Source organism: Actibacterium sp. D185-2, from assembly GCF_054954595.1.
The window spans coordinates 64,086-88,213 of sequence record NZ_JBPWNX010000007.1 but is presented as its reverse complement, the minus strand read 5'-3'; the positions used below and the strand labels follow the sequence as shown (position 1 = coordinate 88,213).

General features: G+C 67.7%; 27 protein-coding genes. 20 read left to right on the top strand and 7 right to left on the bottom strand.

Annotated features, from left to right (window positions below):
* Positions 1–87: 87 nt before the first annotated feature.
* Positions 88–1,320 (bottom strand): MFS transporter, encoded by a 1,233-nt coding sequence (locus tag ACSR1C_RS13085; RefSeq protein ID WP_460259806.1) that lies wholly within the window; start codon positions 1,318–1,320, stop codon positions 88–90.
* A 196-nt stretch (positions 1,321–1,516) separates the two neighbouring features.
* Here ACSR1C_RS13085 and ACSR1C_RS13080 point away from each other — a divergent pair, with 196 nt between their 5' ends.
* The gene (locus ACSR1C_RS13080; protein ID WP_460259807.1) at positions 1,517–2,560 is read left to right on the top strand and encodes an aldo/keto reductase; all 1,044 of its coding nucleotides are present in this window, start codon (positions 1,517–1,519) and stop codon (positions 2,558–2,560) included.
* A 31-nt stretch (positions 2,561–2,591) separates the two neighbouring features.
* A complete protein-coding gene (locus tag ACSR1C_RS13075; protein ID WP_460259808.1) occupies positions 2,592–2,714 on the top strand; it encodes a hypothetical protein in 123 nt (40 codons plus the stop codon).
* Between the two features lie 55 nt (positions 2,715–2,769).
* On the opposite strand, the gene ACSR1C_RS13070 is transcribed toward ACSR1C_RS13075, so the two are convergent.
* Both ACSR1C_RS13070 and ACSR1C_RS13065 read right to left on the bottom strand, forming a co-directional pair.
* Positions 2,770–3,486 (bottom strand): NUDIX hydrolase, encoded by a 717-nt coding sequence (locus ACSR1C_RS13070; protein ID WP_460259809.1) that lies wholly within the window; start codon positions 3,484–3,486, stop codon positions 2,770–2,772.
* On the bottom strand, positions 3,447–3,824 hold the full coding sequence (locus tag ACSR1C_RS13065) for a DUF983 domain-containing protein (RefSeq protein WP_460259810.1): 378 nt from the start codon (positions 3,822–3,824) through the stop codon (positions 3,447–3,449). The genes ACSR1C_RS13070 and ACSR1C_RS13065 overlap by 40 nt, the downstream gene beginning before the upstream one ends.
* Positions 3,825–4,045: 221 nt before the next feature.
* Here ACSR1C_RS13065 and ACSR1C_RS13060 point away from each other — a divergent pair, with 221 nt between their 5' ends.
* The 4 genes from ACSR1C_RS13060 to ACSR1C_RS13045 all read left to right on the top strand — a co-directional run bounded on the left by ACSR1C_RS13060 (position 4,046) and on the right by ACSR1C_RS13045 (position 6,136).
* Positions 4,046–4,558, top strand: coding sequence for an EF-hand domain-containing protein (locus tag ACSR1C_RS13060; RefSeq protein ID WP_460259811.1), 513 nt, complete (start codon positions 4,046–4,048; stop codon positions 4,556–4,558).
* 93 nt (positions 4,559–4,651) lie between these two features.
* The gene (locus tag ACSR1C_RS13055) at positions 4,652–5,236 is read left to right on the top strand and encodes an RNA polymerase sigma factor (RefSeq protein ID WP_460259812.1); all 585 of its coding nucleotides are present in this window, start codon (positions 4,652–4,654) and stop codon (positions 5,234–5,236) included.
* The gene (locus ACSR1C_RS13050) at positions 5,229–5,603 is read left to right on the top strand and encodes a dihydroorotate dehydrogenase (RefSeq protein WP_460259813.1); all 375 of its coding nucleotides are present in this window, start codon (positions 5,229–5,231) and stop codon (positions 5,601–5,603) included. The genes ACSR1C_RS13055 and ACSR1C_RS13050 overlap by 8 nt, the downstream gene beginning before the upstream one ends.
* A complete protein-coding gene (locus ACSR1C_RS13045) occupies positions 5,600–6,136 on the top strand; it encodes a periplasmic heavy metal sensor (RefSeq protein WP_460259814.1) in 537 nt (178 codons plus the stop codon). The genes ACSR1C_RS13050 and ACSR1C_RS13045 overlap by 4 nt, the downstream gene beginning before the upstream one ends.
* 28 nt (positions 6,137–6,164) lie before the next feature.
* Here ACSR1C_RS13045 and ACSR1C_RS13040 read toward each other — a convergent pair whose 3' ends face one another.
* Positions 6,165–7,541 (bottom strand): diguanylate cyclase, encoded by a 1,377-nt coding sequence (locus ACSR1C_RS13040; protein WP_460259815.1) that lies wholly within the window; start codon positions 7,539–7,541, stop codon positions 6,165–6,167.
* 102 nt (positions 7,542–7,643) lie between these two features.
* Here ACSR1C_RS13040 and ACSR1C_RS13035 point away from each other — a divergent pair, with 102 nt between their 5' ends.
* The 13 genes from ACSR1C_RS13035 (at position 7,644) to modC (ending at position 19,612) form a co-directional block, all read left to right on the top strand.
* Positions 7,644–7,922 (top strand): DUF3572 domain-containing protein, encoded by a 279-nt coding sequence (locus ACSR1C_RS13035; protein WP_460259816.1) that lies wholly within the window; start codon positions 7,644–7,646, stop codon positions 7,920–7,922.
* A gap of 73 nt (positions 7,923–7,995) precedes the next feature.
* Positions 7,996–8,697 (top strand): HAD family hydrolase, encoded by a 702-nt coding sequence (locus tag ACSR1C_RS13030; RefSeq protein WP_460259817.1) that lies wholly within the window; start codon positions 7,996–7,998, stop codon positions 8,695–8,697.
* 110 nt (positions 8,698–8,807) lie between these two features.
* Positions 8,808–10,364, top strand: coding sequence for a trimethylamine methyltransferase family protein (locus ACSR1C_RS13025; protein WP_460259818.1), 1,557 nt, complete (start codon positions 8,808–8,810; stop codon positions 10,362–10,364).
* An 84-nt stretch (positions 10,365–10,448) separates the two neighbouring features.
* Entirely contained in the window at positions 10,449–12,221 is a 1,773-nt protein-coding gene (locus ACSR1C_RS13020) for a DUF4153 domain-containing protein (RefSeq protein WP_460259819.1), read from the top strand.
* A 67-nt stretch (positions 12,222–12,288) separates the two neighbouring features.
* The gene (locus tag ACSR1C_RS13015) at positions 12,289–12,876 is read left to right on the top strand and encodes a heme NO-binding domain-containing protein (RefSeq protein ID WP_460259820.1); all 588 of its coding nucleotides are present in this window, start codon (positions 12,289–12,291) and stop codon (positions 12,874–12,876) included.
* Between the two features lie 8 nt (positions 12,877–12,884).
* Positions 12,885–13,919, top strand: a complete 1,035-nt coding sequence (locus ACSR1C_RS13010; protein ID WP_460259821.1) for a GGDEF domain-containing protein — start codon at positions 12,885–12,887, stop codon at positions 13,917–13,919.
* Between the two features lie 152 nt (positions 13,920–14,071).
* The gene (locus tag ACSR1C_RS13005) at positions 14,072–15,466 is read left to right on the top strand and encodes a sensor histidine kinase (protein WP_460259822.1); all 1,395 of its coding nucleotides are present in this window, start codon (positions 14,072–14,074) and stop codon (positions 15,464–15,466) included.
* 239 nt (positions 15,467–15,705) lie between these two features.
* A complete protein-coding gene (gene cueR, locus ACSR1C_RS13000) occupies positions 15,706–16,125 on the top strand; it encodes a Cu(I)-responsive transcriptional regulator (protein ID WP_460259823.1) in 420 nt (139 codons plus the stop codon).
* Positions 16,126–16,195: 70 nt separating this feature from the next.
* Positions 16,196–16,639 (top strand): ion channel, encoded by a 444-nt coding sequence (locus ACSR1C_RS12995; protein WP_460259824.1) that lies wholly within the window; start codon positions 16,196–16,198, stop codon positions 16,637–16,639.
* Complete coding sequence (locus ACSR1C_RS12990; RefSeq protein WP_460259825.1) at positions 16,629–17,003, top strand: winged helix-turn-helix domain-containing protein; 375 nt, start codon at positions 16,629–16,631, stop codon at positions 17,001–17,003. The genes ACSR1C_RS12995 and ACSR1C_RS12990 overlap by 11 nt, the downstream gene beginning before the upstream one ends.
* A gap of 57 nt (positions 17,004–17,060) precedes the next feature.
* Entirely contained in the window at positions 17,061–17,837 is a 777-nt protein-coding gene (gene modA / locus ACSR1C_RS12985) for a molybdate ABC transporter substrate-binding protein (RefSeq protein ID WP_460259826.1), read from the top strand.
* Positions 17,838–17,840: 3 nt separating this feature from the next.
* A complete protein-coding gene (modB, locus tag ACSR1C_RS12980; RefSeq protein ID WP_460259827.1) occupies positions 17,841–18,521 on the top strand; it encodes a molybdate ABC transporter permease subunit in 681 nt (226 codons plus the stop codon).
* 2 nt (positions 18,522–18,523) lie between these two features.
* Positions 18,524–19,612 (top strand): molybdenum ABC transporter ATP-binding protein, encoded by a 1,089-nt coding sequence (gene modC / locus ACSR1C_RS12975; protein WP_460259828.1) that lies wholly within the window; start codon positions 18,524–18,526, stop codon positions 19,610–19,612.
* A 79-nt stretch (positions 19,613–19,691) separates the two neighbouring features.
* Here modC and ACSR1C_RS12970 read toward each other — a convergent pair whose 3' ends face one another.
* The 3 genes from ACSR1C_RS12970 to ACSR1C_RS12960 are packed head-to-tail and all read right to left on the bottom strand — an operon-like array spanning position 19,692 to position 23,215.
* Positions 19,692–20,330, bottom strand: coding sequence for an ATP-binding cassette domain-containing protein (locus ACSR1C_RS12970; RefSeq protein WP_460259829.1), 639 nt, complete (start codon positions 20,328–20,330; stop codon positions 19,692–19,694).
* Positions 20,327–22,006 carry an ABC transporter permease gene (locus ACSR1C_RS12965; RefSeq protein ID WP_460259830.1) on the bottom strand — a complete coding sequence of 560 codons (1,680 nt, stop codon included), beginning with the start codon at positions 22,004–22,006 and terminating at the stop codon, positions 20,327–20,329. Before ACSR1C_RS12965 ends, ACSR1C_RS12970 begins: the two co-directional genes overlap by 4 nt.
* A 3-nt stretch (positions 22,007–22,009) precedes the next feature.
* Positions 22,010–23,215, bottom strand: a complete 1,206-nt coding sequence (locus ACSR1C_RS12960) for an ABC transporter substrate-binding protein (protein ID WP_460259831.1) — start codon at positions 23,213–23,215, stop codon at positions 22,010–22,012.
* Between the two features lie 239 nt (positions 23,216–23,454).
* Between ACSR1C_RS12960 and ACSR1C_RS12955 the strand changes: the two genes are divergently transcribed.
* Positions 23,455–24,087, top strand: a complete 633-nt coding sequence (locus ACSR1C_RS12955; RefSeq protein WP_460259832.1) for an ATP-dependent Clp protease proteolytic subunit — start codon at positions 23,455–23,457, stop codon at positions 24,085–24,087.
* The last annotated feature ends 41 nt before the right edge of the window (positions 24,088–24,128 follow it).

The window sequence follows — 24,128 nt, the reverse complement described above, 5'->3', positions numbered from 1 at the left end:
CCATCAAGTATGCGCGTCCACATCGAACATGGGCCGGTCGCGGGGCGGCGGCAAGGCAAACTGCTGCATGGCCCCCATCGCGCGGGATCAGGGCTCGCGCCGGTTGTCGCGGCTGCCTTTCATCAGGCGCCCGACCATGAACGAGGTGCGCGGCGACCAGACATAGCGGGTGCGCCGGACGCGGGTCGGCCGCACCCGCATCCGGGCCAGGCCGAACACCACCAGCAGCGCATGACCCGCCGCGATCAGCACGAACAGCGCGGCAGGGCCGAACCAGTCGATCAGCGCCGACGCCACCAGCGGCGAGGCAATGGCCCCGAGCGCGAAGAAGAACATCAGGGCGGCGGACAGCTCGACCCGTTCATGCGCCTCGGCGAAGTCATGGGCATGGGCGGCGGCGACCGAATAGATCGGAAAGGTGGTCAGCCCGAAGAACCCCGCCGTCAGCAGCACGCCCACCGTGCCGGTGCCGCTGGCCGACACCGTGACTGCACAGGACAGCATCGCCGCCACCGACATCCAGATCAGCACCCAGCGGCGGTCGTATTTGTCGGCCAGCCAGCCCACCGGGTATTGCGCCACCGCGCCGCCCAGCACGAAGGCCGCCAGGAAATAACCGATCTGATCGGCGCGCAGCCCGACCTCCTGCCCGTAGACCGGGCCGACCATGCGGAAGGCGGCGCTGGACAGGCCCGCGACCATTACCCCGGCGGCGGCCAGCGGCGAGCGGTCCACCGCCAGGCGTGGCCGCAGGCGCGGGGCATCGGGGGTTTCGGGCTGGCGCACCGTGGTCAGGGTCAGCGGCAGCAGTGCGGCGCAGCAGATGATCGCCAGCAGATTGTAGGAGACATAGGCGCCGGGCTCCAGCACGCCGATCAGCAGTTGCGCGACCAGCGAGGCGCCCATGTCGACGACCCGATAGGCGCCCAGGGTGCGGCCGCGGGTCTCGTTGCTGACCTTGGCTTGCAGCCAGGCCTCGATCACCGTGAAACAGCCGGCCACGCACAGGCCGGACGCCACCCGCATCAGCGCCCAGGCCAGCGGATCGACCACCATCATATGTGCCAGCAGCCCGATTGCCCCTGCGGCGGTAAAGGCCGCGAAGGCGCGCGAATGCCCGACCGAGCCCATCAGCCGCGGCGCCCACCAGCAGCCGATGAAGAAGCCCACGAAATGGGCCGAGCCCAGCAGGCCGACCTCGGCGCGGGTAAAGCCCAACGCAAGGCCCGACAGGGCATCCAGCGGCCCGACCCCGCCCGAGGACAGTTGCAAAAGGGTGACCGACAGCAAAAGGGCGGCGAAGGAGATCAGAACGCGCATTCCCCTTGGCTAGCCGATCGCCCCGCGCCAGACCAGCCCGTTCGCGGCACCATCTGTCGTTTGTCGCGGGGTGGTCAAAGGCAGGGCGTGCGCGTCGCGCGGGTGGCGTGATTTTCTGCAATCGCGAAACCGGGGGTTGCCCTTGGGACGGCGAGCGATAAGTGTTGCGTCCGACAGCCGGGAATAGGGGGCAGAGATGCGAAAGACGACACTGGGCCGCAGCGGTCTTGAGGTTTCCGAGATCTGCCTTGGGTCGATGACCTGGGGCACGCAGAACACGATGGACGAAGGCCATGCGCAGATCGACATGGCGCTGGACCGCGGCGTGAACTTTATCGACACCGCCGAGATGTACCCGGTCAACCCGGTCAGCGCCGAAACCGTGGGCCGCACGGAAGAGATCATCGGCGAATGGTTCGCCAGGACCGGCCGCCGCGACGATCTGGTGCTGGCCACCAAGATCAGCGGCCCCAATGGCGGGTTCGTGCGCGACGGTGCGGGCATCACCCCCGAAACGGTGCGGGCGGCGGTCGACAGTTCGTTGACCCGGCTGAAGACCGATGTGATCGATCTGTATCAGCTGCACTGGCCCAATCGCGGCTCGTATCATTTCCGGCAATACTGGTCCTATGATCCGTCCGCGCAGAACCGGGCCGAGACGCTGGAGAATATGGAGGCCGTGCTGGACACCTTCGCCGCGCTGATCCAGGCGGGCAAGTTGCGCCATGTCGGGCTGTCGAACGAAACCGCCTGGGGCAGCGCGCAATGGTTGCGTCTGGCCGAGGAAAAGGGCCTGCCGCGGATGCAAAGCGTGCAGAACGAATATTCGCTGCTGTGCCGGCTGTTCGATACCGACATGGCCGAACTGTCGGTGAACGAGGATCTGACGCTGCTGGCCTATTCACCGCTGGCGGCAGGGCTGCTGACCGGAAAATACGCGGGCGATGTCACCCCCGAAGGCACCCGCCGCGCGCGCACCCCCGATCTGGGCGGGCGCGTCGCCCCCCGGGTGTGGGAGGCGGTCGCGGCCTATCTGGGTATTGCCAACGCGCATGGGCTGAATCCGGTTCAGATGGCGATTGCCTTTGTGATGTCGCGCCCGATCCCGGTGGTGCCGATCATCGGCGCGACCTCTGTCCGGCAGCTCGACACGGTGCTGGGGGCGGCCGATCTGACCCTGTCGCCCGAGGTGCTGGCCGATATCGAGGCCGCCCACAAGGCGCATCCGATGCCGTTCTAGACGTGGCCCGCCCCGCATGGCATCAGGGCACATGGAATTTTGGGTCACCGTGACACTTGCGGCGGCGGCGGCGGTGCAGACCGTTCGCTTCATGCTGCAAAAGCAGCTGAAGGGCGCGGGGCTGTCGACCGGCGGCGCCGCATTTTCGCGCTGATCGCGGGATCGGTGTTGATGATCGTGCTGCTGGCCTGAGTCCGGGCGGCCCCGTCTCAGCCCAGCCTCAAAAATTCGGCCCGCCCATCGGCGTTGTTGAAGAACGGCACGCTGGCGGGGGATAGCCCGGCCTGCAACAGGCCCGCGACCTCGGCCAGGACGACCTCGGTGATGAAGGGCAGGTTGAAGGTCCGCACCTTGGCCAGCGGGATCCATTGCAGATGCGACAGCTCGTCCTCGGCGCGCGAGAAATCGTCCAGATCGCCCACCGCCTGATCGGCTTCGACCAGAAAGAACCGCGCATCGAACCGGCGCGGTCGGCCCGGCGGGGTGATCGCGCGGAAGATGAAGTGGAACCCTTGTGCGCTGGGCAGATGGCCCGAGGCGGCGAACCCGCGCCAGCCCCGCGGTGCATCATTGGTCCAGGTGCCGGGTGTGCCCAGGATCAGGCCGGTTTCCTCCCACACCTCGCGGATGCCGGCGGCGACCAGGGCGGCGGCCCTGTCGGGGTCGGCGCGGGCCTTCAGCCGCGCGTCGCAGGCAGGCGTCAGCGGTGGCGACAGCGGCACGGCGGCGTCGACGTCATCGACCGCGCCGCCGGGAAAAACGAACTTGTTGGGCATGAACGCGGCCGCGGATCCGCGCTGTCCCATCAGAACCTTCGGTCCGTCCGCCGCGTCGCGCAGCAAGATCACCGTCGCCGCGTCGCGCAGCGCTGTCTTGTCGGGGGCGGTCAGCCCTTTGCTCCGAATCCGTGCATCCGTTTCGCCCATTGCAATGCCACCAGTGCGCCTTTCAATCGGGGCAGAAGGTACAGCGACAGGCCGACGCAGCCAACCGTGAAGATAGAGGCCAGCACCAGCGGGTCGGGCCGGAACGCGGTGAAGGCCCACAGGATCAGCGGCGCCATCAGGTGACCGACGACCAGGATCGTCAGATAGGCCGGGCCGTCATCGGCGCGGTGATGATGCAACTCTTCGTGGCAGACCGGGCAGGTCTCGCGCACTTTCAGATATCCGTTCAGCATCGGACCGGCCCCGCAGCTGGGACACCGCCGCCGCCAGCCGCGCCACAGCGCTGGCCGCACCAGCCGTTCAGTCGGCTCAGTCATTCCACATGTTTCCCTGTTCCCGCGCGCATCCCGCCATGCACGCCGCATTTAACATATACGGCTCGGGCGCGTCCGACAGGGGGGCAAAGGCCCCTTGCGTCGGGATGTCGCAAGAATTTTGACTTCGACGCGACGGAAACCGCTGCCTGACCCGTTTATGGATCACGACGCAGGGAAACACCGCGTCGATACAGGAAACGGACAAGCAGGAGAAAACGCAGATGAAACGCACGAGCATACTGACCCCCCTTACGGCCCTGTCGATCGGTGCCGCGCTGGCGCTGAGCGCGCTTCCCGCCGCCGCACAGAACGCGATGCCCGCGTTCGAGAAACTGGACACGAACGGCAACGGCACGCTGAGCGCAGAGGAATTCCAGGCCCCGATGGAGGCCCGCTTTGCCGCCATCGACACCAATGGCGATGGTGCGCTGTCGGTCAAGGAAATGCAGGACGCCCGCGCCGCGGGCGGGGCTGGCGGCGGCATGCTGGGCGACCGCCTGGCTTGGCACGAGCCGAACCCGCAGCAGCGCGAGGAACGCGCCGCCCGGATGATGGAACATCTGGACCAGAACGGCGACGCGCTGCTGAGCTTCGAAGAATTGTCGGCGATGCCCGCCAGCGACCGCATATTCGACCGGATCGATACCGATGCGAGCGGGTCGATCTCGCGCGATGAATTCGAGGCGGCCAAGGCGGAATTCGCCGAGTTCCGCAAAAACCGTCAGTCGAATTGACGGCACTCGCCTTGCCCCCGATCATGTGCCGGGGGCAAGGCGGCAACAAGGCCGGTGCGCACCACTGGATGAGGCAGGTTGGGCAATTGCGGGATGGGCATGGCCTTCGACGCACAGAACGAACTTTCGGACGAGGCGTTGCTGGTGTTGTACGGCAACGGCGACTCTGCGGCGGCGCGGGCCTTGGCGATGCGGCTGACGCCGCGGATGCTGGGCTATGCGACCCGGATGCTCAAGGATCCGGCCGAGGCCGAGGACGTGGCGCAGGAGGCGATGCTGCGGTTGTGGCGGATCGCACCCGACTGGCGCCAGGGCGAGGCGCAGGTCAGCACCTGGCTTTACCGGGTGGTGGCCAATCTGTGCACCGACCGGCTGCGCCGGGCGCGGGGCGTGGCGATCGACAGCGTGGCCGAGCCCGAGGATGACGCCCCGGGGGCCGAAGAGCGGATGCAGAACGCGGCGCGGGTGCAGGCGCTGGATCAGGCCCTGCAGACCCTGTCGGACCGGCAGCGGCAGGCCGTGGTACTGCGGCACATCGAAGGGTTGGGGAACCCCGAGATCGCCGGAATATTGGAAATCAGCGTCGAGGCGGTCGAAAGTCTGACCGCCCGGGGCAAGCGGGCGCTGGCGGCGGCACTGAGCCACCGGCGCGAGGAACTGGGGTATGACGATGGCTGACACACAGGATACCGAGCGCGAGTTGGAGCGTTTCTTTGCAGCGGCCCGGCAGGCGGCGCCGATGCCGTCCGAGGCGTTGATGGCGCGCGTTGCGGCCGATGCGGCGGCGCAGATGCAGGTGGCCAGTGCTGCCGCGCCGCGCCGGGATCGGCCCGGCCTTCTGGCGGGGCTGATGCGGCAGATCGGCGGCTGGCCCGCGCTGGCCGGTCTGGCGACGGCAACGGTGGCGGGGGTCTGGATCGGCTATGCCGCGCCGGGCGAGGTGGGGCCGCTGACGGCTGGGCTTTGGCCCGGGGAGGATGCGGGCTATGACGTGGTCGATCTGATCCCGTCGATGGATGGTTTTCTGACAGAGGGCGGGGCATGAGCATGGATGAAGCCAGGACCGGGGCGATGAAGACGGCGCAAGGGCCCGGTTTTCGCTGGGGGCGGGCGGCGCTTGTGGTATCGTTGACGCTGAATTTCCTGTTCCTGGGGCTGGTGGGGGGTGCGGTGCTGCACCGGGTCGGCCCGCGGGCCGACGCGCCGCCGCCGGGGGGCGATCTGCTGAGTTACGGCCCCTATACCCACGCGTTTAGCCCCGAGGACCGCAAGGCGCTGCGCGCACTTTTGAAACGCGATGCGGCCGATCTGCGCGACAACCGCCGCGCGGTGCGGCGCGGGTTCGACCAGGTTGTGGCGGCGCTGCGGGCGCAGCCCTATGACGCGGCGGCGGTGCAGGCGCTGCTGGAGCAGCAGCAGGCCGGGGTGGCGCAGCAGGTGAGCCACGTGAGCGGCTTGATGCTGGAGCATATCGCGCGGATGAGCGATGCCGAGCGCGCCGCCTTTGCCGACCGTCTGGAAGAGGTGTTGCGCCGCGGCCCGTCGCGCCATTCAGCCGCCACACAACGCGAAGAATAGCACGGCGAACGGCACCGCGCCCGGGGGGTCAGGCGGCGGTGTTGCTGATCGTGACCTTGTTGCGGCCTTCGGCCTTGGCTTCGTAAAGGGCGGCATCGGCGCGGGCGAGCAGGATATCGACATCGCAGCCCCCCCCTTCGCAGATTGCCACGCCGATACTGGCTGAAATCCGCAGCGTGCCGGTGCCGCCCGGCAGCAGGATCGGCGCGCCGTCGATCTGCTGGCGCAGCCGCTCGGCGGTGGCGCGGGCCTGATCGGGGGGGGTGTCGGGCAGGGCGACCAGAAACTCTTCGCCGCCGATGCGCGCGATCAGATCGACGGGCCGCAGATTGCTGCTTAGCAGTCGGGCCACCTGTTCCAGAACCTTGTCGCCGGCGGCGTGGCCATGGCGGTCGTTGATCCGTTTGAACCGGTCCAGATCCAGCAGCATCACCGCATAGGGCCGCCCGGTTGTGCCAGCGCGGTCCGCGATATGCCCCAGATGCGGCAGCGCATAGCGGCGGTTGAACAATCCGGTCAGCGGGTCGGTCACCGCCAGGCGCAGCCCGTCCTTGACCGAGGCGCGCAGCCGGTCGGCCTGATGTTTGCGGGTCAGCTGGGTGTCCAGCCGCAGCGCCATTTCCTGCGGATCGAACGGCGCGCCGACCAGATCGTTGGCCCCCAGATCCAGCGCCATCGCCGCCGCCTCGCGTGCGCCGTCGGGGACCACCATCAGCACCGCGCCGTGGCGGGTCGCGGCGCGGGCGCGCAGATCGCTCAGCAGGCGCAGCCCGGCGCCGGGGCGGTCCAGATCGGCGGCGATCACGAACAGATCGGGGCTGGTGGCGGCGTCGGGCTGGGCCAGCGCCTCGGCCCGGGTCATCACCACAAGGTCGGCCCCCAGCCGATCCTTCAGCGCGGTTTTCCAGGCCAGCGCCTGTTCGCGCCGGGCGGCGATCAGCGCCACCCGGCCCTGGCGGGCAAAGCCCTGCGCCGCCTCGCCAAAACCCAGCGCGCGGCGGGTGCTGTCGCGCAGCGCCAGTTCCTGCGCGGTTTCGCGGGCGCGCAGCAGGCTGCGGACCCGCGCCAGCAGCGTCAGCTCATCCAGCGGTTTCGACAGGAATTCATCGGCGCCGGCCTGCAGCGCGCGCATCTTTTCCTCGGTCCGGCGGGTGGCGGTGACGATGATGATCGGGATTCCGGCGGTTTCGGGATCCGATTTCAGTTCGCGGCACACGTCGATCCCGTTCATGTCATCCATCAGCACGTCGAGAAGGATCAGATCCGGGCGTTCCCGGCGGGCCAGGTCCAGCGCCATGCGCCCGCCATCGGCCTGAAGCACCTCGTAACAGGCTTCGGCCAGACGCACTTTCATAACAATCCGATTCGTCGCAACATCGTCGACGACGAGGATTCGCCCCGGCATCAAGGTTACTCCCTTGCCTGTGTGACACTTTGTTCTTATCGCGTTCAGTATTGGCGAAGAAGTGTTAACAAACCCTTTAACGCGGGCCGGTCGGGGGGCGAAATGCGGCAGGACGAGGCAGAGACGATCGCGCTGAAGGCGCTGGGCTGGCTGGTGGGCAACGACGATCTGTTGCCGGTCTTTCTGGGCGCCAGCGGCGCCACGCCGGACGAGGTGCGCAGCCGCGCCGGCGATCCGGAATTCCTGATCTCGCTGCTGGATTTTCTGACCATGGACGATGCCTGGGTGGTGGCGTTCTGCGATGCGGCGGGCCTGCCCTATGAGACGCCGCTGCGGGCGCGTCAGGCGCTGCCCGGCGGGGCCCAGATCAACTGGACGTGACCGCGCGCCGCCCACGACGCTTGAACCGGCGGGCCAGACGCGTCATATCCGGGGGCAGGGAGGACGGCACGAGATGGCACGCATTGGCGGTATCCTGTTCGACAAGGACGGCACCCTGTTCGATTTCCAGGCCACCTGGGGCGTCTGGGCCGGGGCCTTTCTGGCCGAGATCGCCTGCGACGACCGGGACCGGGCGCAACTGCTGGGCGAGGCGATCGGCTTTGACTATGGCGCGCGGCGCTTTGCCCCCGACAGCCCGGTGATCGCCGGCACGCCGGGCGAGGTGGCAGAGTTCCTGCTGCCGCATCTGCCGGGCATGACGCCGGCCGCGCTGATCACCCGGATGAACACCGCCGCCGCCAATGCCCCGATGCAGGAGGCCACGCCGCTGGCCCCGCTGCTGAGCGCGCTGGCGGGGCGGGGGCTGAAACTGGGCGTGGCCACCAACGACGCCGAGGCCCCGGCCCGCGCGCATCTGGCCGCGGCGGGGGTCGAGGCGCGGTTCGATTTCATCGCGGGTTTCGATTCCGGCCATGGGGCGAAGCCCGGGCCGGGGCAGCTTTTCGCCTTTGCCGATACGGTCGGGCTGGACCCGGCCTGTGTGCTGATGGTGGGCGACAGCCGCCATGACCTGATCGCGGGCCGGGCGGCGGGCATGGGCACGGTCGGGGTTCTGACCGGGATGGCGCGGGCCGCCGATCTGGCCGACCTGGCCGATGCGGTGCTGCCCGATATCAGCCACCTGCCGACCTATCTGACGGGCCTGCCGGCCTGACCGGCCAACAACAGCCACACAAATAAAAACGACGCCCGCAGGTCGCTTTCGGCGCGGAACCCGGGGCCGTGGCGGTGTCTGCTGACCGATATGGCAGGAGGAGGGGCGCAATGGCTGACACATCCCAACGCAGACGGCGCGCGGGCGGGCACGCTGGCAATGCACGGCGCCACGGCAGCGCGGTGATCGAGCAAAGCCCGTGGCGCGTTCCGGTCAATACCGACCGGCCCACCGACCCGCTATCCGAAGAGGGCGTGCAGGCCGTTCACGACGGCGCGATGCGCATCCTGGAAGAGATCGGGATCGAGTTCCTCAACGAAGAGGCGCTGACGATCCTGAAACAGGCGGGCTGCACCGTCGCCGGCCATACCGTGCGCATGGGCCGCGATTTCGTGATGGAGATGGTCGCCAAGGCGCCCGCCAGCTTTACCATCACCCCGCGCAATCCCGACCGGCAGGTCACGATCGGCGGGCGGAAGATGGTGTTCGTCAACGTCTCGTCGCCGCCCAATTACTGGGACATGGAGGTGGGCAAGGTTCCCGGCACACGCGCGCATTGCCGCAACCTGCTGAAGCTGACCCAGTATTTCAACTGCATCCATGTGGCAGGCGGCTATCCGGTCGAGCCGGTGGATGTGCACGCCTCGGTTCGGCATCTGGACGTTCTGTTCGACAAGCTGACGCTGACCGACAAGGTGGCCCATGCCTATTCGCTGGGGAAAGAGCGGGTCGAGGACGTGATGGAGATGGTGCGCATCGCGGGCGGGCTGAGCCATGCGGAGTTCGAGGCCACGCCGCGCATGTATACCAATATCAATTCCACCTCGCCGCTGAAGCATGATGTGCCGATGCTGGACGGCTGGATGCGTTGTGTGCGGCGCGGGCAGGCGGTGATCGTCACGCCGTTCACGCTGGCGGGGGCGATGGCGCCGGTGACGCTGGCGGGCGCTGTGGCGCAATCGCTGGCCGAGGCGCTGTGCGCGATCGCGCTGGCGCAATACATGCGTCCCGGCGCGCCCTGTGCGCTGGGCACCTTCACCTCGAACGTCGATATGAAATCCGGCGCGCCCGCCTTCGGGACGCCCGAATACATCCGCGCCACCCAGATGACCGGCCAGATGGCGCGGTTCTATGGCCTGCCGCTGCGGTCGTCGGGGTCGTGTGCGGCCAATGTGCCGGACGGGCAGGCGATGTGGGAAACCTCGAACGCGCTTTGGGCGGCGGTGCAGTCGGGCAGCAACATGGTTTATCACGCCGCCGGCTGGCTGGAGGGCGGGCTGATCGCCAGCCCAGAGAAGTTCATCATGGATTGCGAGGTGTTGCAGCAGATTCAGCGCTATTTCGAGCCCGAGCTGGTGGGCACCACCCCCGGTGACATCGCGCTGGACGCGATCCGCGCGGTCGGGTCGGGCGGTCATTTCTTCGGCTGCGATCACACTCAGGCGCGCTATACCACGGCGTTTTATCAGCCGTTCCTGTCGGACTGGCGCAATTACGAGGGCTGGGCGCAGGAAGGCGGGGTCTGGACCGCCGAGCGCGCCCATCACCTGTTCAAGGAAATCATCGGCCGTTTCGAGCCCCCGCCGATGGACGCGGCCATCCGCGAAGAGCTGGAAGCCTTCGTGGCAAAGCGCAAGGCAGAAGGCGGCGCGCCGACGGATTTCTGAGGGCGGGCGCCCTGCCGTGAAAACCTGACTGGAGCCCGCGCGCCCGCCGCCCTATGCTGACCCCGAAACGGGAGGGCCGCACAGATGCAACCTGTACAACACTCACCCGCCTTCGGGCGCCTGATGCTGGGCGCGGTGGGCGCTTTGGCTGGGCTGTGTCTGTGGCTGCTGGTCGATGTGCTGCCCGACCGGATGCAGGACAGCCCCCGGTTTTTCCTGTTTCTGGTCGGCTTTTACGGCACCTTCTTCATCGCCCTTTTGGCGCTGATCGGGCCGCTGACCCTGCCACGCGCCGCCGGCGCCGCGGCGGGGCAGGCGCTGATCGTGGCGCTGCTGGTGCTGTGGGCCAGTACCCGGTTCGGCGATGTGAAAGCCTTTGTCGAAACGCCGCACCCCTGGGCCGCGGCGGGGATCCTGACGCTGATCCCGCTGCCCTTCGCCATTTCGCGCGCGCGCGAAGGGCGCTGGTTCGACTATCCGGCGCTGTTCGCCCATTCCTGGGACATCGTGGTGCGCTATGCCGCGGCCTGGGTCTTTGTCGGCGTGGTCTGGGGCGTGGTGATGCTGTCGGACGCGCTGTTTCAACTGGTGGGGATCGAGATCATCAAGCACCTGCTGGAGATCGAGGTCGTGCCCTTCCTGCTGACCGGTATCGCGCTGGGCGTGGCGCTGGCGGTGGTGAACGAGCTGTCGGATTACGTCTCGCCCTATCTGGTGTTGCGGCTGTTGCGGCTGCTGCTGCCGGTGGTGCTGGCGGTGGTCGCGGTCTTTCTGGCGGCCTTGCCGTTTCGCGGGCTGTCGCATCTGTTCGGCAGCTTCTCGGCCGCGACCACGCTGATGGCGATGGCGATGGGGGCGACGACGTTGATCACCACCGCGCTGGATGCCGACGACGCGCGGGCGGTGGATTCGCCCGTGATGCGGGTCGTGGCGCAACTGATGGCGCTGGTGCTGCCGGCGCTGGGCGTGCTGGCCGGGGTCGCGATCTGGATGCGGGTTAATCAGTATGGCTGGTCGCCGGACCGGCTGGCGGCGGCCACGCTGGCGGCGCTGGTGCTGGGCTATGGGCTGACCTATGCGGTGGCGGTGCTGTTGCGGCACGATTGGGGCGGACGGATCCGCCGGGCCAATATCGTGCTGGCGCTGGTGGCGCTGGCCGTGGCGGCGCTGTGGCTGACGCCCGCGTTCAATCCGCAGCGGATCGCCACCGCCAGCCAGATTGCGCGGTTTCAGTCCGGCCGGACCGAGGCCGCGAAGCTGGATCTGTGGACAATGGCCCGTGACTGGGGCCGCCCCGGCCAGGCCGGGCTGGCGCGGCTGGCGGCGATGACGGATCATCCGCAGGCCGAAGAGATGGCCGCGCGGCTGGAAAAGCTGGCGGGCGCGACGACCCGCACGGGGTTCGATCAGGTGGAGGTGGATCAAGGCCGCGCCGCCCTGCTGGCGCAGTTGCTGGCCGATCTGCCGGTCCTGCCCGCCGGGGCCGTGTTGCCGCAGGGCCTGTTCGACGATTTCAGGACATGGGAACTGACCGATCTGCTGGCGGCCTGTGCGCGCCGCACGCCGGCGGATAATCCGGGCTGCGCGCTGCTGCTGGCCGAGCTGTCGGGGCGCAACGCGGGGGACGAGCCGGTGCTCGCCCAGTTGACCGCCTATGACGGGTTGCAGATCGCGGCGTTGTTCGGCGACAGCGCGCGGGGGTACGAGCGGCGCTATCCGACCTTCCTGAAGGGCGGTCAGCTTGCCACCGGCGGTGGCACGGCGCTGGACAGCCTGTTCACCGGGGCGTTCACCTTTGTGCCGTTGCAGACGCAGGCGCTGACGCTGAACGGGCGGTTGTTGTTCTTCGGCCCCTGAGGGGTATTGGGGATTTGTTAACACCTGCGCCCTAGGCTGAAGCCAAATCGGCAAGAGGGTGTGTTTCATGCATGGTCTGATCAACAGATCCATCCAGTGCTTCGTGCATGAGACCTATGGCGTCGCGCTGTGGCAGGCGGTGGCCGAAGAGGCCGGCGTCGGCCCCGACGGGTTCGAGACGATGCTGCGCTACGACGATGCGCTGACCGAGGCGGTGCTGACGGCGGTTTCCGCCCGGCTCGACAAGCCGCGCGAGGCGGTGCTGGAGGATCTGGGCACCTTCCTCGTCTCCAACCCTCAACTCGAGGCGCTGCGCCGGCTGCTGCGCTTTGGTGGCGAGACCTTTCTGGAATTCCTGCATTCGCTTGACGATCTGGCCGGGCGCGCGCGGCTGGCGGTACCGGATCTGGAGGTGCCGGATCTGGAGATTCTGGATGACGGGCCGCGCTCGTTCCGGCTGATCTCCCGCGGTCGGTTTCCCGGCGCCTGCCACTTGATGACCGGGGTGCTGCGGGCGATGGCCGACGATTACGGCGCGCTGGTGTTTCTGGAATTCGGCGGGGCCGGGGAGGACGGCGAGATCCTGCAGATCGAATTGCTGGATTCCTCCTTCGCGGAAGGGCGCAGTTTCGCGCTGGCGATGCGCGCGGGATAGGGGGCGGGATGTCGGATCGGATATCACTTTCGCATCAGGCGGTCGCGCGACTGATGCCGATGCACGTCTGGCTGACCCCTTGTGGCCGGATCCGCCGCACCGGGCCGACCCTGCAAAAGCTGCGCCCCCGGGTGCTGTTGACCGGGCGCCCGTTTCTGGACGTGTTCGAACTGCGCCGCCCACGCAGCGCGCGCAGTATCGAAGGGTTGATGCGGGCCGGGGAGGCGCGGCTGCAGCTGGCCTTCCGGCAGCCGCCCTGCACCTCGCTCAAGGGGCTGATCATCGGGCTGGACGACGAGAATGGCGCGCTGATCAATCTGTCCTTCGGCATTTCCGTGGTCGAGGCGGTGGCCGATTACGGCCTGACGGTGGGGGATTTCGCCGCCACCGATCTGACGGTCGAGATGCTCTATCTGGTCGAGGCGAAATCGGCGGTGATGGAGGAATCGCGCAAGCTGAACCAGCGGTTGCAGGGCGCCCGGATCGCGGCCGAGGAACAGGCCTTTACCGATACGCTGACCGGGCTGAAGAACCGGCGCGCGCTGGACCATGTGATGGGCCGGCTGATCGACGGCGGCCAGAGTTTCGGGCTGATGCATGTCGATCTCGACTTTTTCAAATCCGTGAATGACACCTATGGCCACGCTGCCGGGGATCATGTGCTGCAGCAGGTGGCGCGGGTGCTGGTCGAGGAAAGCCGCCGCAATGATACCGCCGTGCGGGTGGGGGGCGACGAATTCGTGCTGATCTTCGAAGGGCCGATGGACATGGCGCGCCTGAACGCCGCGGCCCGGCGCATCATCGCGCGACTGGAAGAGCCGATCATGTTCGAGGGCAAACCCTGTCGGATTTCCGCCAGCATCGGCACCACCCTGTCCACCTATTATTCGCCACCGGATCCCGAAACGATGCTGCATGACGCGGATATGGCGCTTTATGCGTCGAAACGCGCGGGGCGGTCCCGGGTCACGCCGGTCGACCTGACGCGGCCCGCCGGCCGCAACCGGCCGCCTGCGCAGATGGACGACCCGCGCCTGCAATAGGCCCGCGCGACCCGGTTGGCGCGCGTACCTGCGACATCACGCCGCGCTGGCCCGGCCTCGGACGCTGGACAACCTGCCGAGCGGCTGCGCAAATGGGGGGCAGGCTTTTACCCTCATATCATTGTGCATTAATCAGCGAGCAAATCTTGCCCATGACGATTACCAACCGGGCCGATACCACTTTTTCCCCTACCGGCGGGCTGGACCCGGGTGCAGACCGCCTCAGTTGTTTTCGATGGCTGATCTTTCTGCGTATCGCGCTGGTGCTGCTGGTCGCCGAAGGCGTGATCCGGGTGATCATGCCGGTTCTGCTTGAACCGTTTCAAGGCGATGGCGCCCACAACACCTGGCTGACAACGGGCGTGCATATGCTGTTTGCGGTGCTGCTGGCTGCCCCGGCGATTTTTTGCTGGGCGATCCGCCCGACGACCCTGGCGCGCAACAACGCCCTGGAAGCGCTGCGGGCACAGAATTACCGTCTGTCCGAGGCGCAGAGCATTGCCAAGATCGGCTCGTGGGAGCTGGACATAAAGAGCGGCGATCTGCGCTGGTCGGACGAGATTTACCGGATCTTCGAGGTTGCGCCGGGCGCGTTCGGCGGGACCTATGCCGATTTCCTGACCTATGTTCATCCCGAGGACCGGGAAATGAACGATACCGCCTACAAGACCGCGCTAGACAAGCGCGTGACCTATGATGCCACATATCGGATCGTGGTGCCGGGCGGTGGCGTCAAATGGCTGCACGAGCGCTGCAATACGGTGTTCGATGCCGACGGCAATCCGCTCCGCTCGTTCGGCACCGCGCAGGATATCACCCGGCAGAAGGTGGCCGAGAAAGCGAAGTCCGATTTCATCTCCACCATCAGCCATGAGCTGCGCACGCCGCTCACCTCGATCAAGGGGGCGCTGGGGCTGGTGCGGGCGGGGGCCGCCGGCACCCTTCCCGACAAGGCCCGCAGCATGCTGGACATCGCCTATGGCAACAGCGACCGGCTGCACCGGCTGATCAACGACATTCTGGATTTCGCAAAGCTGGAATCGGGGATGATGACCTTCCATCTGGGGCATGTCGATCTGGCCGCGCTGGTGCGCGAGGCGATCGCCGCCAATGACGGCTATGCCGATCTGTATGGCGTGCGCTTCAAGGCATCGGGGATCGATGCGCCGCTGGTGCTGGAGGGCGACAAGGATCGGCTGATGCAGGTACTGGCCAACCTGATGTCCAACGCGGCCAAATTCTCGCCCCGCGGCGGCGAGGTCGAGATTGCTGTGTCGGATCGCGGGGCGGGGATCCGGCTTGTGGTGAAAGACTACGGTGTCGGCATCCCCAAGACTGCGCAGGCCTCCATTTTCGAAAGGTTCACCCAGGCCGATTCCGCGAACCAGCGCCAAGCCGGTGGAACCGGCCTTGGCCTGAGCATCGCCAAAACCATCGTGGAGCGCCATGGCGGCGAGATCGGGTTCACCAGCGAGGAGGGGGTCGGGACGACCTTTGCCATCGACCTGCCGAAATGCGCGCCCGCCCGGCCCGCGTTGGCGGGCTGATCCGCAGCCGGTGCCGGGCGGGTAAAAAATCCGTCATTTTTTATCTGCCCACTTGACCTTCTAGCGGGTGGAATCTTTATCGATTTATTCGAATGATCCATTCGGTGAGGCTTTCGTGACCCGGCAAAACAGCTTGAAGATGCCGGTGGAGGGCCTGTTTGGCGTCCGCCGCCGGGATCGCCCAGCCAAGGCTTTTCTGACTGCACCGGGGCACTGCGCATGAAATCAGGAGACGTGTAATGAATATCGGCGATGTTGCCCGCCTGTCCGGTCTGCCCGCAAAGACGATCCGGTATTACGAGGAGATCGGCCTGATCCGGCCGCTGCGCGAAACCAATGGTTATCGCGCGTTCCGCGACAGCGATCTGCACAAGCTGGCCTTTCTGGGCCGCGCGCGTTCGCTTGGATTCACCATCGACGATTGCCGGACGCTGATGACCCTTTATGCGGATCAGTCGCGGGCCAGCGCGGATGTGAAACAGGTCGCGCAGCAGCATCTGGCGCAGATCGACCGCAAGCTGACTGAACTGAGCGAGATGCGCAACACGCTGTCCCGACTGATCGATGCCTGCGCCGGCGACCACCGTCCCGACTGCCCGATCCTGCAGGATCTTGCCACGGTGCCCATGGAGCGCAAAAACGGGTCCGCCCGCGCCTGAATGCCCCACTTGCAGCCGGGGTCCGGCTCTTGTCATATGCGGATGAACATCGCCAAACGGAGGAGAGGGCATGGTTCATCAGCTTTTTATCGGCACCGGGCTGATCCTGATCACCGTCGCGATCGCCGGGCTGGGATTCTGGGCGGCGGAAGGGTTGGTGACGCTGACAAGCCCCTGGCTGGTGCGCCGCCCGCACGCGGTGAAGCTGTCGCTGGTGCTGATGTTCACGGTAATCCTTGTGCTGCTGGTGCTGACCCTTTCGGTCTGGGTCTGGGCCGCGACCTTCATGGCGCTGGGGATATTCATTCAGTGGGAGGCCGCAGTCTATTTCGGGATCGTGGCCTTCACCACGCTGGGTTTCGGCGACATTCTGCTGCCGCATGACTGGCGCATTCTGGGCGGGCTGACGGCGGCGAACGGGCTGCTGAACATGGGGCTTTATACCGCGATGCTGGTCGAGATCCTGCGCCGGGTCCGGTCCGAACAGGTCGAGGGGCAGACCGATGGTGGCTGATGGGGCGCCACACCCCGTGATCCGGCTGCGCGTCGTCGTGGGGGAACAGTTCACGATGGGACCGGGAAAGGCCGATCTGTTACAGGGCATTGCCGAAACCGGCTCGATCTCGGCGGCGGGGCGCGGCATGGGCATGAGCTATCGGCGCGCCTGGTCGCTGGTCGAAGAGATGAACAGCGCCCTGCGCGGCGCGGCGGTGGAAACCAGCCGGGGCGGGGCAGAGGGCGGCGGCGCGCGCCTGACCGAGCTGGGCGTGGAACTGCTGGCGCTGTATCGCGGGATGCAGGCCGATGCCGACCGCGCCACAGCCGCGGCGCAGGCCCGGCTGGCGGCGATGCTTTGCGTTGTGTCCGGTGAAACATAACGCTTGCGCCCCGGTCGCCGCCCGTTATGTTTCCCTGGACATAACGAGGAGCCAGGCATGATCCGTCCTTTCCCTTCCCAAAGCCTGCTGCCGGTGCTGGCGGCCGTTCTGGGCCTGTCGGCGCCCGGCGGCGCGGCGGCGCAGCAGGTCGTTCTGGCCGCTGTCGCCGCCAATTTCAGCGAAACCGTGGCCACGCTGGAACCCCTGTTCGAAGCGGCGTATCCGGGCACCGATCTGCAGATCGTCACCGGCTCGACCGGCAAGCTTTACGCGCAGATCCGGGCGGGTGCGCCGTTCGATCTGTTGCTGGCTGCCGATCAGGCCAGACCGGCGTTACTGGAGGAGGAGGGGGCCGCAGTGGCGGGCAGCCGGTTCACCTATGCGCTGGGCCGGCTCACACTCTGGAGCCCCGATCCCGGCCGGATCGGCGCCGATGGCGTGGCGGCGATGATCGCGCCGGAAACGCGGTTCATCGCCATGGCCAACCCGGAACTGGCGCCTTACGGTGCCGCCGCCGCGCAGGCGCTGGGCGCGCTGGGGCTGGCCGGAGCGTTGCAAGACAAGCTGGTGATGGGGCAGAATATCGGCCAGACTTTTTCGATGGTGGCCACCGGCAATGCCGATATGGGGCTGGTCGCGTTGTCGGCGGCGCTGAGCCCGCGCAACGCCAAGCCCGGCAGCCGCTGGGACGTGCCGCAGGTTCTGTATGATCCGATCCGGCAGGATGCGGTCTTGCTGGATGCGGACAATGCGGGTGCGGTGGCGTTTCTGGCGTTTCTGGGGACAGACGCGGCGCATGCGGTCACGGCCCGGTTCGGCTATGGCGTGGACTAGGCCGTGACGGTGCTGCCCGATCTTGCGCCCCTGTGGCTGACGCTGCGCCTGGCGGCGGTGACGACCGGCCTGTTGCTGCTGATCGGCACGCCGCTGGCCTGGGCGCTGGCGCGGGGCCGGGGCCGCTGGAAACCGGTGGTCGAGGCGATGACCGCGCTGCCGCTGGTGCTGCCGCCGACGGTGCTGGGGTTCTATCTGCTGATCTTTCTGTCGCCCGCCGCGCCGCTGGGGGCGGCCTGGCGCGATGTGACCGGCGAAAGCCTGACCTTTTCCTTTGCCGGTTTGGTGGTGGCGTCGTGCCTGTATTCGCTGCCGTTCATGGTGCAGCCCCTGCAGGCTGCGTTCGAGGCGCTGGGCCGTGCCCCGCTGGAGGCCGCCGCCACCCTGCGCGCGGGGCCGCTGGATGCGTTCCTGACCGTGGTGCTGCCGCTGTCGGCGCGCGGCTATCTGACCGCAACGGTGCTGAGCTTTGCCCATACGATCGGCGAATTTGGCGTGGTGCTGATGGTGGGCGGCAATATCCCCGGCAAGACCAAGGTCATCTCGATCGCGATCTATGAACATGTGGAAACGATCGCCTATGCCCAGGCGCATGTACTGTCTGCGGGGCTGTTGGTGTTTTCCTTCCTGATCCTGCTGCTGGTCTATTCGGTCAACCGGCGCTTTCCGGTGCAGGTGGGCTAGGCATGGCGCTGTTGTCCCTTGATGTGCGGCTCGATCAGGGCGGGTTTTCCCTGAACGCTGTTCATGAGGCCCGGCTGTCGGGCATCACCGCGCTGTTCGGCCCGTCGGGCGCGGGCAAAAGCACGTTGCTGCGGGTGATCGCGGGGCTGGAGCGCGGCGCGGTCGGGCGGGTCGGTTTCGACGGCGCGCTGTGGCAGGACAGCGCCGCGCGCGTCTTCGTGCCGCCGCACCGGCGTGGGGCCGGGCTGGTGTTTCAGGATGCGCGGCTGTTTTCCCATCTCAACGTCGCGGGCAATCTGCGTTATGCGGCCCGACGCTCGGCGGGGGCCGGGGCGATCACCGAAGCGGCGGTGATCGAGGCGCTGGATCTGGCCCCGCTTCTGGCGCGCCGCCCCGCCGCGCTGTCGGGGGGCGAGCGGCAGCGCGCCGCCATCGGCCGGGCGCTGCTGGCGCGGCCCCGGCTGATGCTGATGGACGAGCCGTTGTCGGGGCTCGATATGCGGCGCAAGGCGCAGATCCTGCCCTATATCGCGCGGCTGCCGCAGGCGTTCGGCCTGCCGGTTCTGTATGTCACCCATGCGATCGACGAGGTGACGCGCATCGCCGACGCGATGATCGCGCTGAACGGCGGCCGGGTGGTGGCCGCCGGTCCGCTGGCCGAAACCTTCGCGCGGCTTGATCTGGTCGCGGGCGGCAGCCGGTTCGAGGCGGGCGTGATCCTGACCGCGCGCGTTACCGGGCAGGACGCGGCCTATCATCTGACCCGGCTGACGGTGGGCGGCCAGCCGCTGACGATGCCGGCGGCGCAGATCGCGCCGGGGACGGCGGTGCAGCTTCGGGTGCGGGCGCGCGATGTACTGCTGGCCACCGAACGGCCCCGGGGGCTGAGCGCGCAGAATATTTTGGCAGGTACGGTGCGCGAGATCCTGACCGAGCCCGACACCGCCTTTGCCGAGGTATTCGTCACCGTGGGCGAACAGGTGGTGCGGGCGCGGGTGACGCGGGCCGCCGTGGCGCAGCTGGGCTTGGCCGCGGGCCAGCCGGTGTTTGCGGTGCTCAAGGCGATTTCCTTTGACCGGCGCGCGCTGTAGCCATCTATGACGGGGCAGGAAGAATTTTCACGAAAATTCTTCTGTCTGAAAAATCTTCGTGAAGATTTTTCCGGCTCGCTTAGCCCAGGTCGACCACCCGGCCACCGGCGGCGCGCGCATCGTCGGCGTCATGGGTGACCATCAGCACCGGCAGGGCGCGGGCCTTTGCGCGGGCGAAGACCAGATGCCGGATCTGATCGCGCAGGGCTGCGTCGAGCCGCGAAAACGCCTCGTCCAGCAGCAGCGCGCGCGGCTCTGACAGCAGCATCCGCATCAGCGCGACCCGCGCCTTCTGTCCGCCGGACAGGGTGGCAGGGTCGCGGTCGGCGAAGCCGTCCAGCCCGACATCGGCCAGCGCCTCGGCCAGTTTCGCGCGGCGCGCGGCGCGGCCCCGGATGGTCGGCGGCAGGCCGAAGGCCAGATTGCCGCCGACCGACATATGCGGAAACAGCAGCTCTTCTTGAAACAGGATGCCCACATGGCGGTGTTCGGGGGCTTTGCGGGTGATGTCCGTGCCGTTCAGAACGACCCGGCCCTCGGCGCGGAAGCCGGGCGGCAGGGTGCCGGTGATCGCGGCCAGCAGGGTGGATTTGCCCACGCCCGACGGGCCCATCACCGTCAGCACCTCGCCCGGCGCCACATGCGCGTCCAGCGCCACAAGCGGCGCGCCCGCGTGGATCACGCGCAGGGCGTCAAGGGTCAGGCCGGGCCGGGTCATGCCGTGCCCCTTAGCGCGCGGCGCCGGGTCCAGACAAGGCGCGGCACCGCCAGGGCGGCGACAAAGCCCAGAACCACCACCCCGGTCTGTGCCAGCGCATAGAGGCCGATCACCCGGCGGTCACCCCCCGAGGCCAGCGCCACGGCTTCGGTCGTCAGGGTCTGCACCCGGCCCGCGCCGATCAGCAGCGTGGGCAGGTATTGCCCGACCGACACGGAAAAGCCCACCGCGGCGGCGGTCAGGATCGGGGCCAGCAGCATCGGCAGGCGGATGCGCCACAGGATGCGGCCCGGCCCCGCGCCCAGGGCGGCGGCGATGGTGGCATGGCGCGTGTCCCAGCGGCGGAACGGATCGCCCAGCGACAGGAACACATAGGGCAGCACAAAGACCACATGCCCCAGCACCACCGCACCGCGCCCCATATCGGCCCCGGCCATCAGTGCCAGCGTCTGCAGCCCCGGCAGGAACGCCACCTGGGGGATCAGCAGCGGCAGGTAAAGCAGCCACAGGCTGCGGGCGCCGGGGGTTAGGCCGAAGCGATGCTCTGCCTGCAGGCAGGCCAGGGTCAGGGTCAGGGCGATTGCGGTGGCGGCGGCGGCGATCAGCAGGGTTTCGCGGGTGGGGTCGCCCAGGCCCGGGCCGTGGCGCATCCAGGCGTGCAGGCTCAGCGTGTCGGGCAGGGCGCCGGGAAAGGCCCAAGGGCCGGCGAGCGACCACAGCACCAGCCCCGCCAGCCCCAGCAGCACCGCGCCCGCGGTCAGCCCGGCGGCCAGCAGCCCGGCCAGTCCCAGCACCCGGTCGAACCGGCCGCGCCCGCCGCGCGCGATCCAGCGCTGGCCCAGCCGGGCGGCCACCGCCTCGGCCCCGCGCCACAGCACCAGCGCGCCCAGCACCAGGATCAGTTGCAGCATCGCCCCGGCGGCGGCCTGAAACCGCATCGACAGATCCGGGTCGCCCATCCAGCGCACCACCTGCACCGCCAGTGGCGGCGGCGTGTTCGGCCCAAGGATCATCGCCACATCCACCACCGACATCGAATAGGCCAGCACCGCATAGACCGGCAGCCGGATCCGGGCATAGACCTGCGCAAAAAGCACTTTCATCCAGCCGGTCACGCGGCAATAGCCCAGCGACTGGGCGATGGTCAGGCTGCGTGTCGGCCGGGTCTGCGGCAGCGCGGCCAGCGCCATCAACAGCAAGAACGGCACTTCTTTGGCGACCAGCCCCAGCACCATCGCCGCGCCCCAGGGGTCCTGCACGATCAGCAGGTCGGGCGGGCGGTGCCAGCCGGTGGCCCAGGGCGACAGCGCCCGCGCGATCCAGCCCGAAGGCGCGATCAGAAAGGCGATGCCGAAGGCGGCGGCGGCGTGGGGCACCGACAGCAGCGGCGACAGCGCCCGTTCCATCCAGCGAAAGCTGCGCGTGCCCGACCAGCCCGCCAGGATCAGCGCGGTAATGCCCAGCGACAGGGCGGTGGCGACCAGCCCGGTGGTCAGACTCAGCCGCACGGCGGGCCACAGGCCGGGCCAGTCGAGCAGCGCACGCGCCGGTTCAAGGCTGGGCCGCGTGCCGCCCAGGGCCGGGAAAACCCCCAGCGCGGGGGCCAGCGTGCCCGCCAGCCCGGCCAGAACCGGACCAAGCAACAGCAGCAGCGTCAGCGCCGGGGCCAGGCGCATCGCTCAGGGTGCCACGCCGTGGCGGGCGGTCCAGTCGGCGTTGATTCTTGCGACCCAGCTTGGGTGCGGCTCGGGCAGGGCGGGGCCCAGATCGGTGGGGGACAGGGTGGCGATGCCCAGATCCAGCGCGTCGAAGGCGGCGCGCTGATCGGCGCTCAGCGTGTCCATCGCCAGTACGGTGCCATAGCCCAGCACCGCCGGATCCTGCGCGCGGGCCTGCGCCTGCGGTGACAGCAGGAAATCGGCCAGCACCATCGCGCCCGCCTTGGCGGTGGCGTTATAGGGGATCGCGACGAAGCTGGCATTGCCGATCGTGCCGCCCTGCATCACGAAGGTCCGCACGGTGTCGGGCAGTTCGCCGTTGGCGATCGCGGTCGAGGCCTCGCCCGGGGAAAAGGAAATCGCCAGGTCGATTTCGCCATCGGCCATCAGCTGCAACTGGCGCGGGCCGGTCTGCGGATAGGCGCGGCCCTTGCGCCACAGGTGCGGCGTCAGGTCGTCCAGAAAGGTCCAAAGCGGCGCGGTGACCGCGCCGTAATCGACCGTTTCGACCGGCTGTTGCAGCAGCGCGGGGTCGTCCACCAGCCCGTAAAGCGCCTGTTTCAGGAATGTCGTGCCCAGAAAATCGGGCGGCTGCGGAAAGGTGAACCGGCCGGGATGGGCAGCGGCCCAGTCCCGCAGCGCGGGCATGGTGTCGGGCGGGGCGGGCAGGCGGGCGGTGTCATAATAGAACACCACCTGCGCCATCGCCCAGGGGGATTCGAGCCCCTCGGTCGGCACGGTGAAGTCCGAGGTCACGGCAGGCTTTCCGGCCACATCGACGAAACGCCAGTTCGGCAGCGCCTCGGCCCAGGGGCCGAACAGCAGGTCCGCCTGTTTCATCGCGGCGAAATTGGCGCCGTTGATCCAGATCAGATCGACCGCGCCGCCCTTGTCCTTGCCGGCGGTTTTTTCGGCCAGAACCCGGCTGACCGCATCGGCGGTGTCGGCCAGTTTCACATGCTCAAGCGTCACGCCGTAGCGTTCGGACACCCGGTCGCCGGCCCATCGGATGAAGTCATTGGTGGCGGTCGATCCGCCCCAGGCGTTCCAGTAAACCGTCTGGCCGCGGGCCTCGGCCAGAACCCCGTTCCAGTCGGCCGGATCGGGATCCGCCAGGGCGGGCGCGGTCAGCGCGGCAAGGGCAAAGGCGGCAGCAAGGCGTTTCATCGGTCATCCTCCCAAAGCATGTTTTGCACAGGTAAAAGCGCATATGGCACGGCGCCGCCACACAAAAAACCGTGTGATTGCGCCGGAATTTCGTAACAATTGGCGCGGGTTGACGGGCCGACCCGCCGCAAGCCGCCGGATAACAGGCGGGCAGGGCCTTGCAGCCACCCGGACGCGCGCCTAAGACTCTGGCAGGTTTCTTCGCCCTATGATGGGCACAGTTCAACAGGCAGGCGACAATGCACGATCCATATGAGACTTACATGAACACGCTCGTTCCCATGGTGGTCGAGCAGACCTCGCGCGGGGAACGCGCCTATGACATTTTCTCGCGCCTGCTGAAGGAGCGGATCATTTTCGTCACCGGCCCGGTGCATGACGGCATGTCCAGCCTGATCGTGGCGCAGTTGCTGCATCTGGAAGCCGAGAACCCGACCAAGGAAATCTCGATGTATATCAACAGCCCCGGCGGCGTCGTGACTTCGGGCCTGTCGATCTATGACACGATGCAATACATCAAGCCCAAGGTGTCCACCCTGGTGGTGGGTCAGGCGGCGTCGATGGGCTCGCTGCTGCTGGCGGCGGGCGAGGCGGGGATGCGGTTCTCGTTGCCCAACAGCCGGGTGATGGTGCACCAGCCTTCGGGCGGGTATCAGGGGCAGGCGACGGATATCATGATTCACGCCCAGGAAACCCAGAAGCTGAAGGACCGGCTGAACGAGATCTACGTCAAGCATACCGGCCAGACGATGAAGGCGGTCGTGGACGCGCTGGAGCGCGACAACTTCATGTCGCCGCAGGATGCGAAGGACTGGGGCCTGATCGACGAGATCGTCGAGAACCGGGCCAAAGGCGACGAGGCGGCGTCGTAAACCCGTCTGTTACGTTTGGGCGCAGCGCCGGATTTTGGCGT

Excerpts from the sequence above, each read along its gene's own strand:
- ACSR1C_RS13075 (WP_460259808.1), top strand. The coding sequence starts at position 2,592 with ATGGAATTTTGGGTCACCGTGACACTTGCGGCGGCGGCGGCGGTGCAG.
- ACSR1C_RS13040 (WP_460259815.1), bottom strand. The coding sequence starts at position 7,541 with ATGCCGGGGCGAATCCTCGTCGTCGACGATGTTGCGACGAATCGGATT.
- ACSR1C_RS13005 (WP_460259822.1), top strand. The coding sequence starts at position 14,072 with ATGACGATTACCAACCGGGCCGATACCACTTTTTCCCCTACCGGCGGG.
- ACSR1C_RS13065 (WP_460259810.1), bottom strand. The coding sequence starts at position 3,824 with ATGACTGAGCCGACTGAACGGCTGGTGCGGCCAGCGCTGTGGCGCGGC.
- ACSR1C_RS13050 (WP_460259813.1), top strand. The coding sequence starts at position 5,229 with ATGGCTGACACACAGGATACCGAGCGCGAGTTGGAGCGTTTCTTTGCA.
- ACSR1C_RS12960 (WP_460259831.1), bottom strand. The coding sequence starts at position 23,215 with ATGAAACGCCTTGCTGCCGCCTTTGCCCTTGCCGCGCTGACCGCGCCC.
- ACSR1C_RS13015 (WP_460259820.1), top strand. The coding sequence starts at position 12,289 with ATGCATGGTCTGATCAACAGATCCATCCAGTGCTTCGTGCATGAGACC.
- ACSR1C_RS13070 (WP_460259809.1), bottom strand. The coding sequence starts at position 3,486 with ATGGGCGAAACGGATGCACGGATTCGGAGCAAAGGGCTGACCGCCCCC.
- ACSR1C_RS13020 (WP_460259819.1), top strand. The coding sequence starts at position 10,449 with ATGCAACCTGTACAACACTCACCCGCCTTCGGGCGCCTGATGCTGGGC.
- ACSR1C_RS13030 (WP_460259817.1), top strand. The coding sequence starts at position 7,996 with ATGGCACGCATTGGCGGTATCCTGTTCGACAAGGACGGCACCCTGTTC.
- cueR (WP_460259823.1), top strand. The coding sequence starts at position 15,706 with ATGAATATCGGCGATGTTGCCCGCCTGTCCGGTCTGCCCGCAAAGACG.
- ACSR1C_RS13045 (WP_460259814.1), top strand. The coding sequence starts at position 5,600 with ATGAGCATGGATGAAGCCAGGACCGGGGCGATGAAGACGGCGCAAGGG.
- ACSR1C_RS12995 (WP_460259824.1), top strand. The coding sequence starts at position 16,196 with ATGGTTCATCAGCTTTTTATCGGCACCGGGCTGATCCTGATCACCGTC.
- ACSR1C_RS12965 (WP_460259830.1), bottom strand. The coding sequence starts at position 22,006 with ATGCGCCTGGCCCCGGCGCTGACGCTGCTGCTGTTGCTTGGTCCGGTT.
- ACSR1C_RS13085 (WP_460259806.1), bottom strand. The coding sequence starts at position 1,320 with ATGCGCGTTCTGATCTCCTTCGCCGCCCTTTTGCTGTCGGTCACCCTT.
- ACSR1C_RS13080 (WP_460259807.1), top strand. The coding sequence starts at position 1,517 with ATGCGAAAGACGACACTGGGCCGCAGCGGTCTTGAGGTTTCCGAGATC.
- ACSR1C_RS13035 (WP_460259816.1), top strand. The coding sequence starts at position 7,644 with ATGCGGCAGGACGAGGCAGAGACGATCGCGCTGAAGGCGCTGGGCTGG.
- modA (WP_460259826.1), top strand. The coding sequence starts at position 17,061 with ATGATCCGTCCTTTCCCTTCCCAAAGCCTGCTGCCGGTGCTGGCGGCC.
- modC (WP_460259828.1), top strand. The coding sequence starts at position 18,524 with ATGGCGCTGTTGTCCCTTGATGTGCGGCTCGATCAGGGCGGGTTTTCC.
- ACSR1C_RS12955 (WP_460259832.1), top strand. The coding sequence starts at position 23,455 with ATGCACGATCCATATGAGACTTACATGAACACGCTCGTTCCCATGGTG.
- ACSR1C_RS13055 (WP_460259812.1), top strand. The coding sequence starts at position 4,652 with ATGGGCATGGCCTTCGACGCACAGAACGAACTTTCGGACGAGGCGTTG.
- ACSR1C_RS13025 (WP_460259818.1), top strand. The coding sequence starts at position 8,808 with ATGGCTGACACATCCCAACGCAGACGGCGCGCGGGCGGGCACGCTGGC.
- ACSR1C_RS13060 (WP_460259811.1), top strand. The coding sequence starts at position 4,046 with ATGAAACGCACGAGCATACTGACCCCCCTTACGGCCCTGTCGATCGGT.
- ACSR1C_RS13010 (WP_460259821.1), top strand. The coding sequence starts at position 12,885 with ATGTCGGATCGGATATCACTTTCGCATCAGGCGGTCGCGCGACTGATG.
- ACSR1C_RS12990 (WP_460259825.1), top strand. The coding sequence starts at position 16,629 with ATGGTGGCTGATGGGGCGCCACACCCCGTGATCCGGCTGCGCGTCGTC.
- ACSR1C_RS12970 (WP_460259829.1), bottom strand. The coding sequence starts at position 20,330 with ATGACCCGGCCCGGCCTGACCCTTGACGCCCTGCGCGTGATCCACGCG.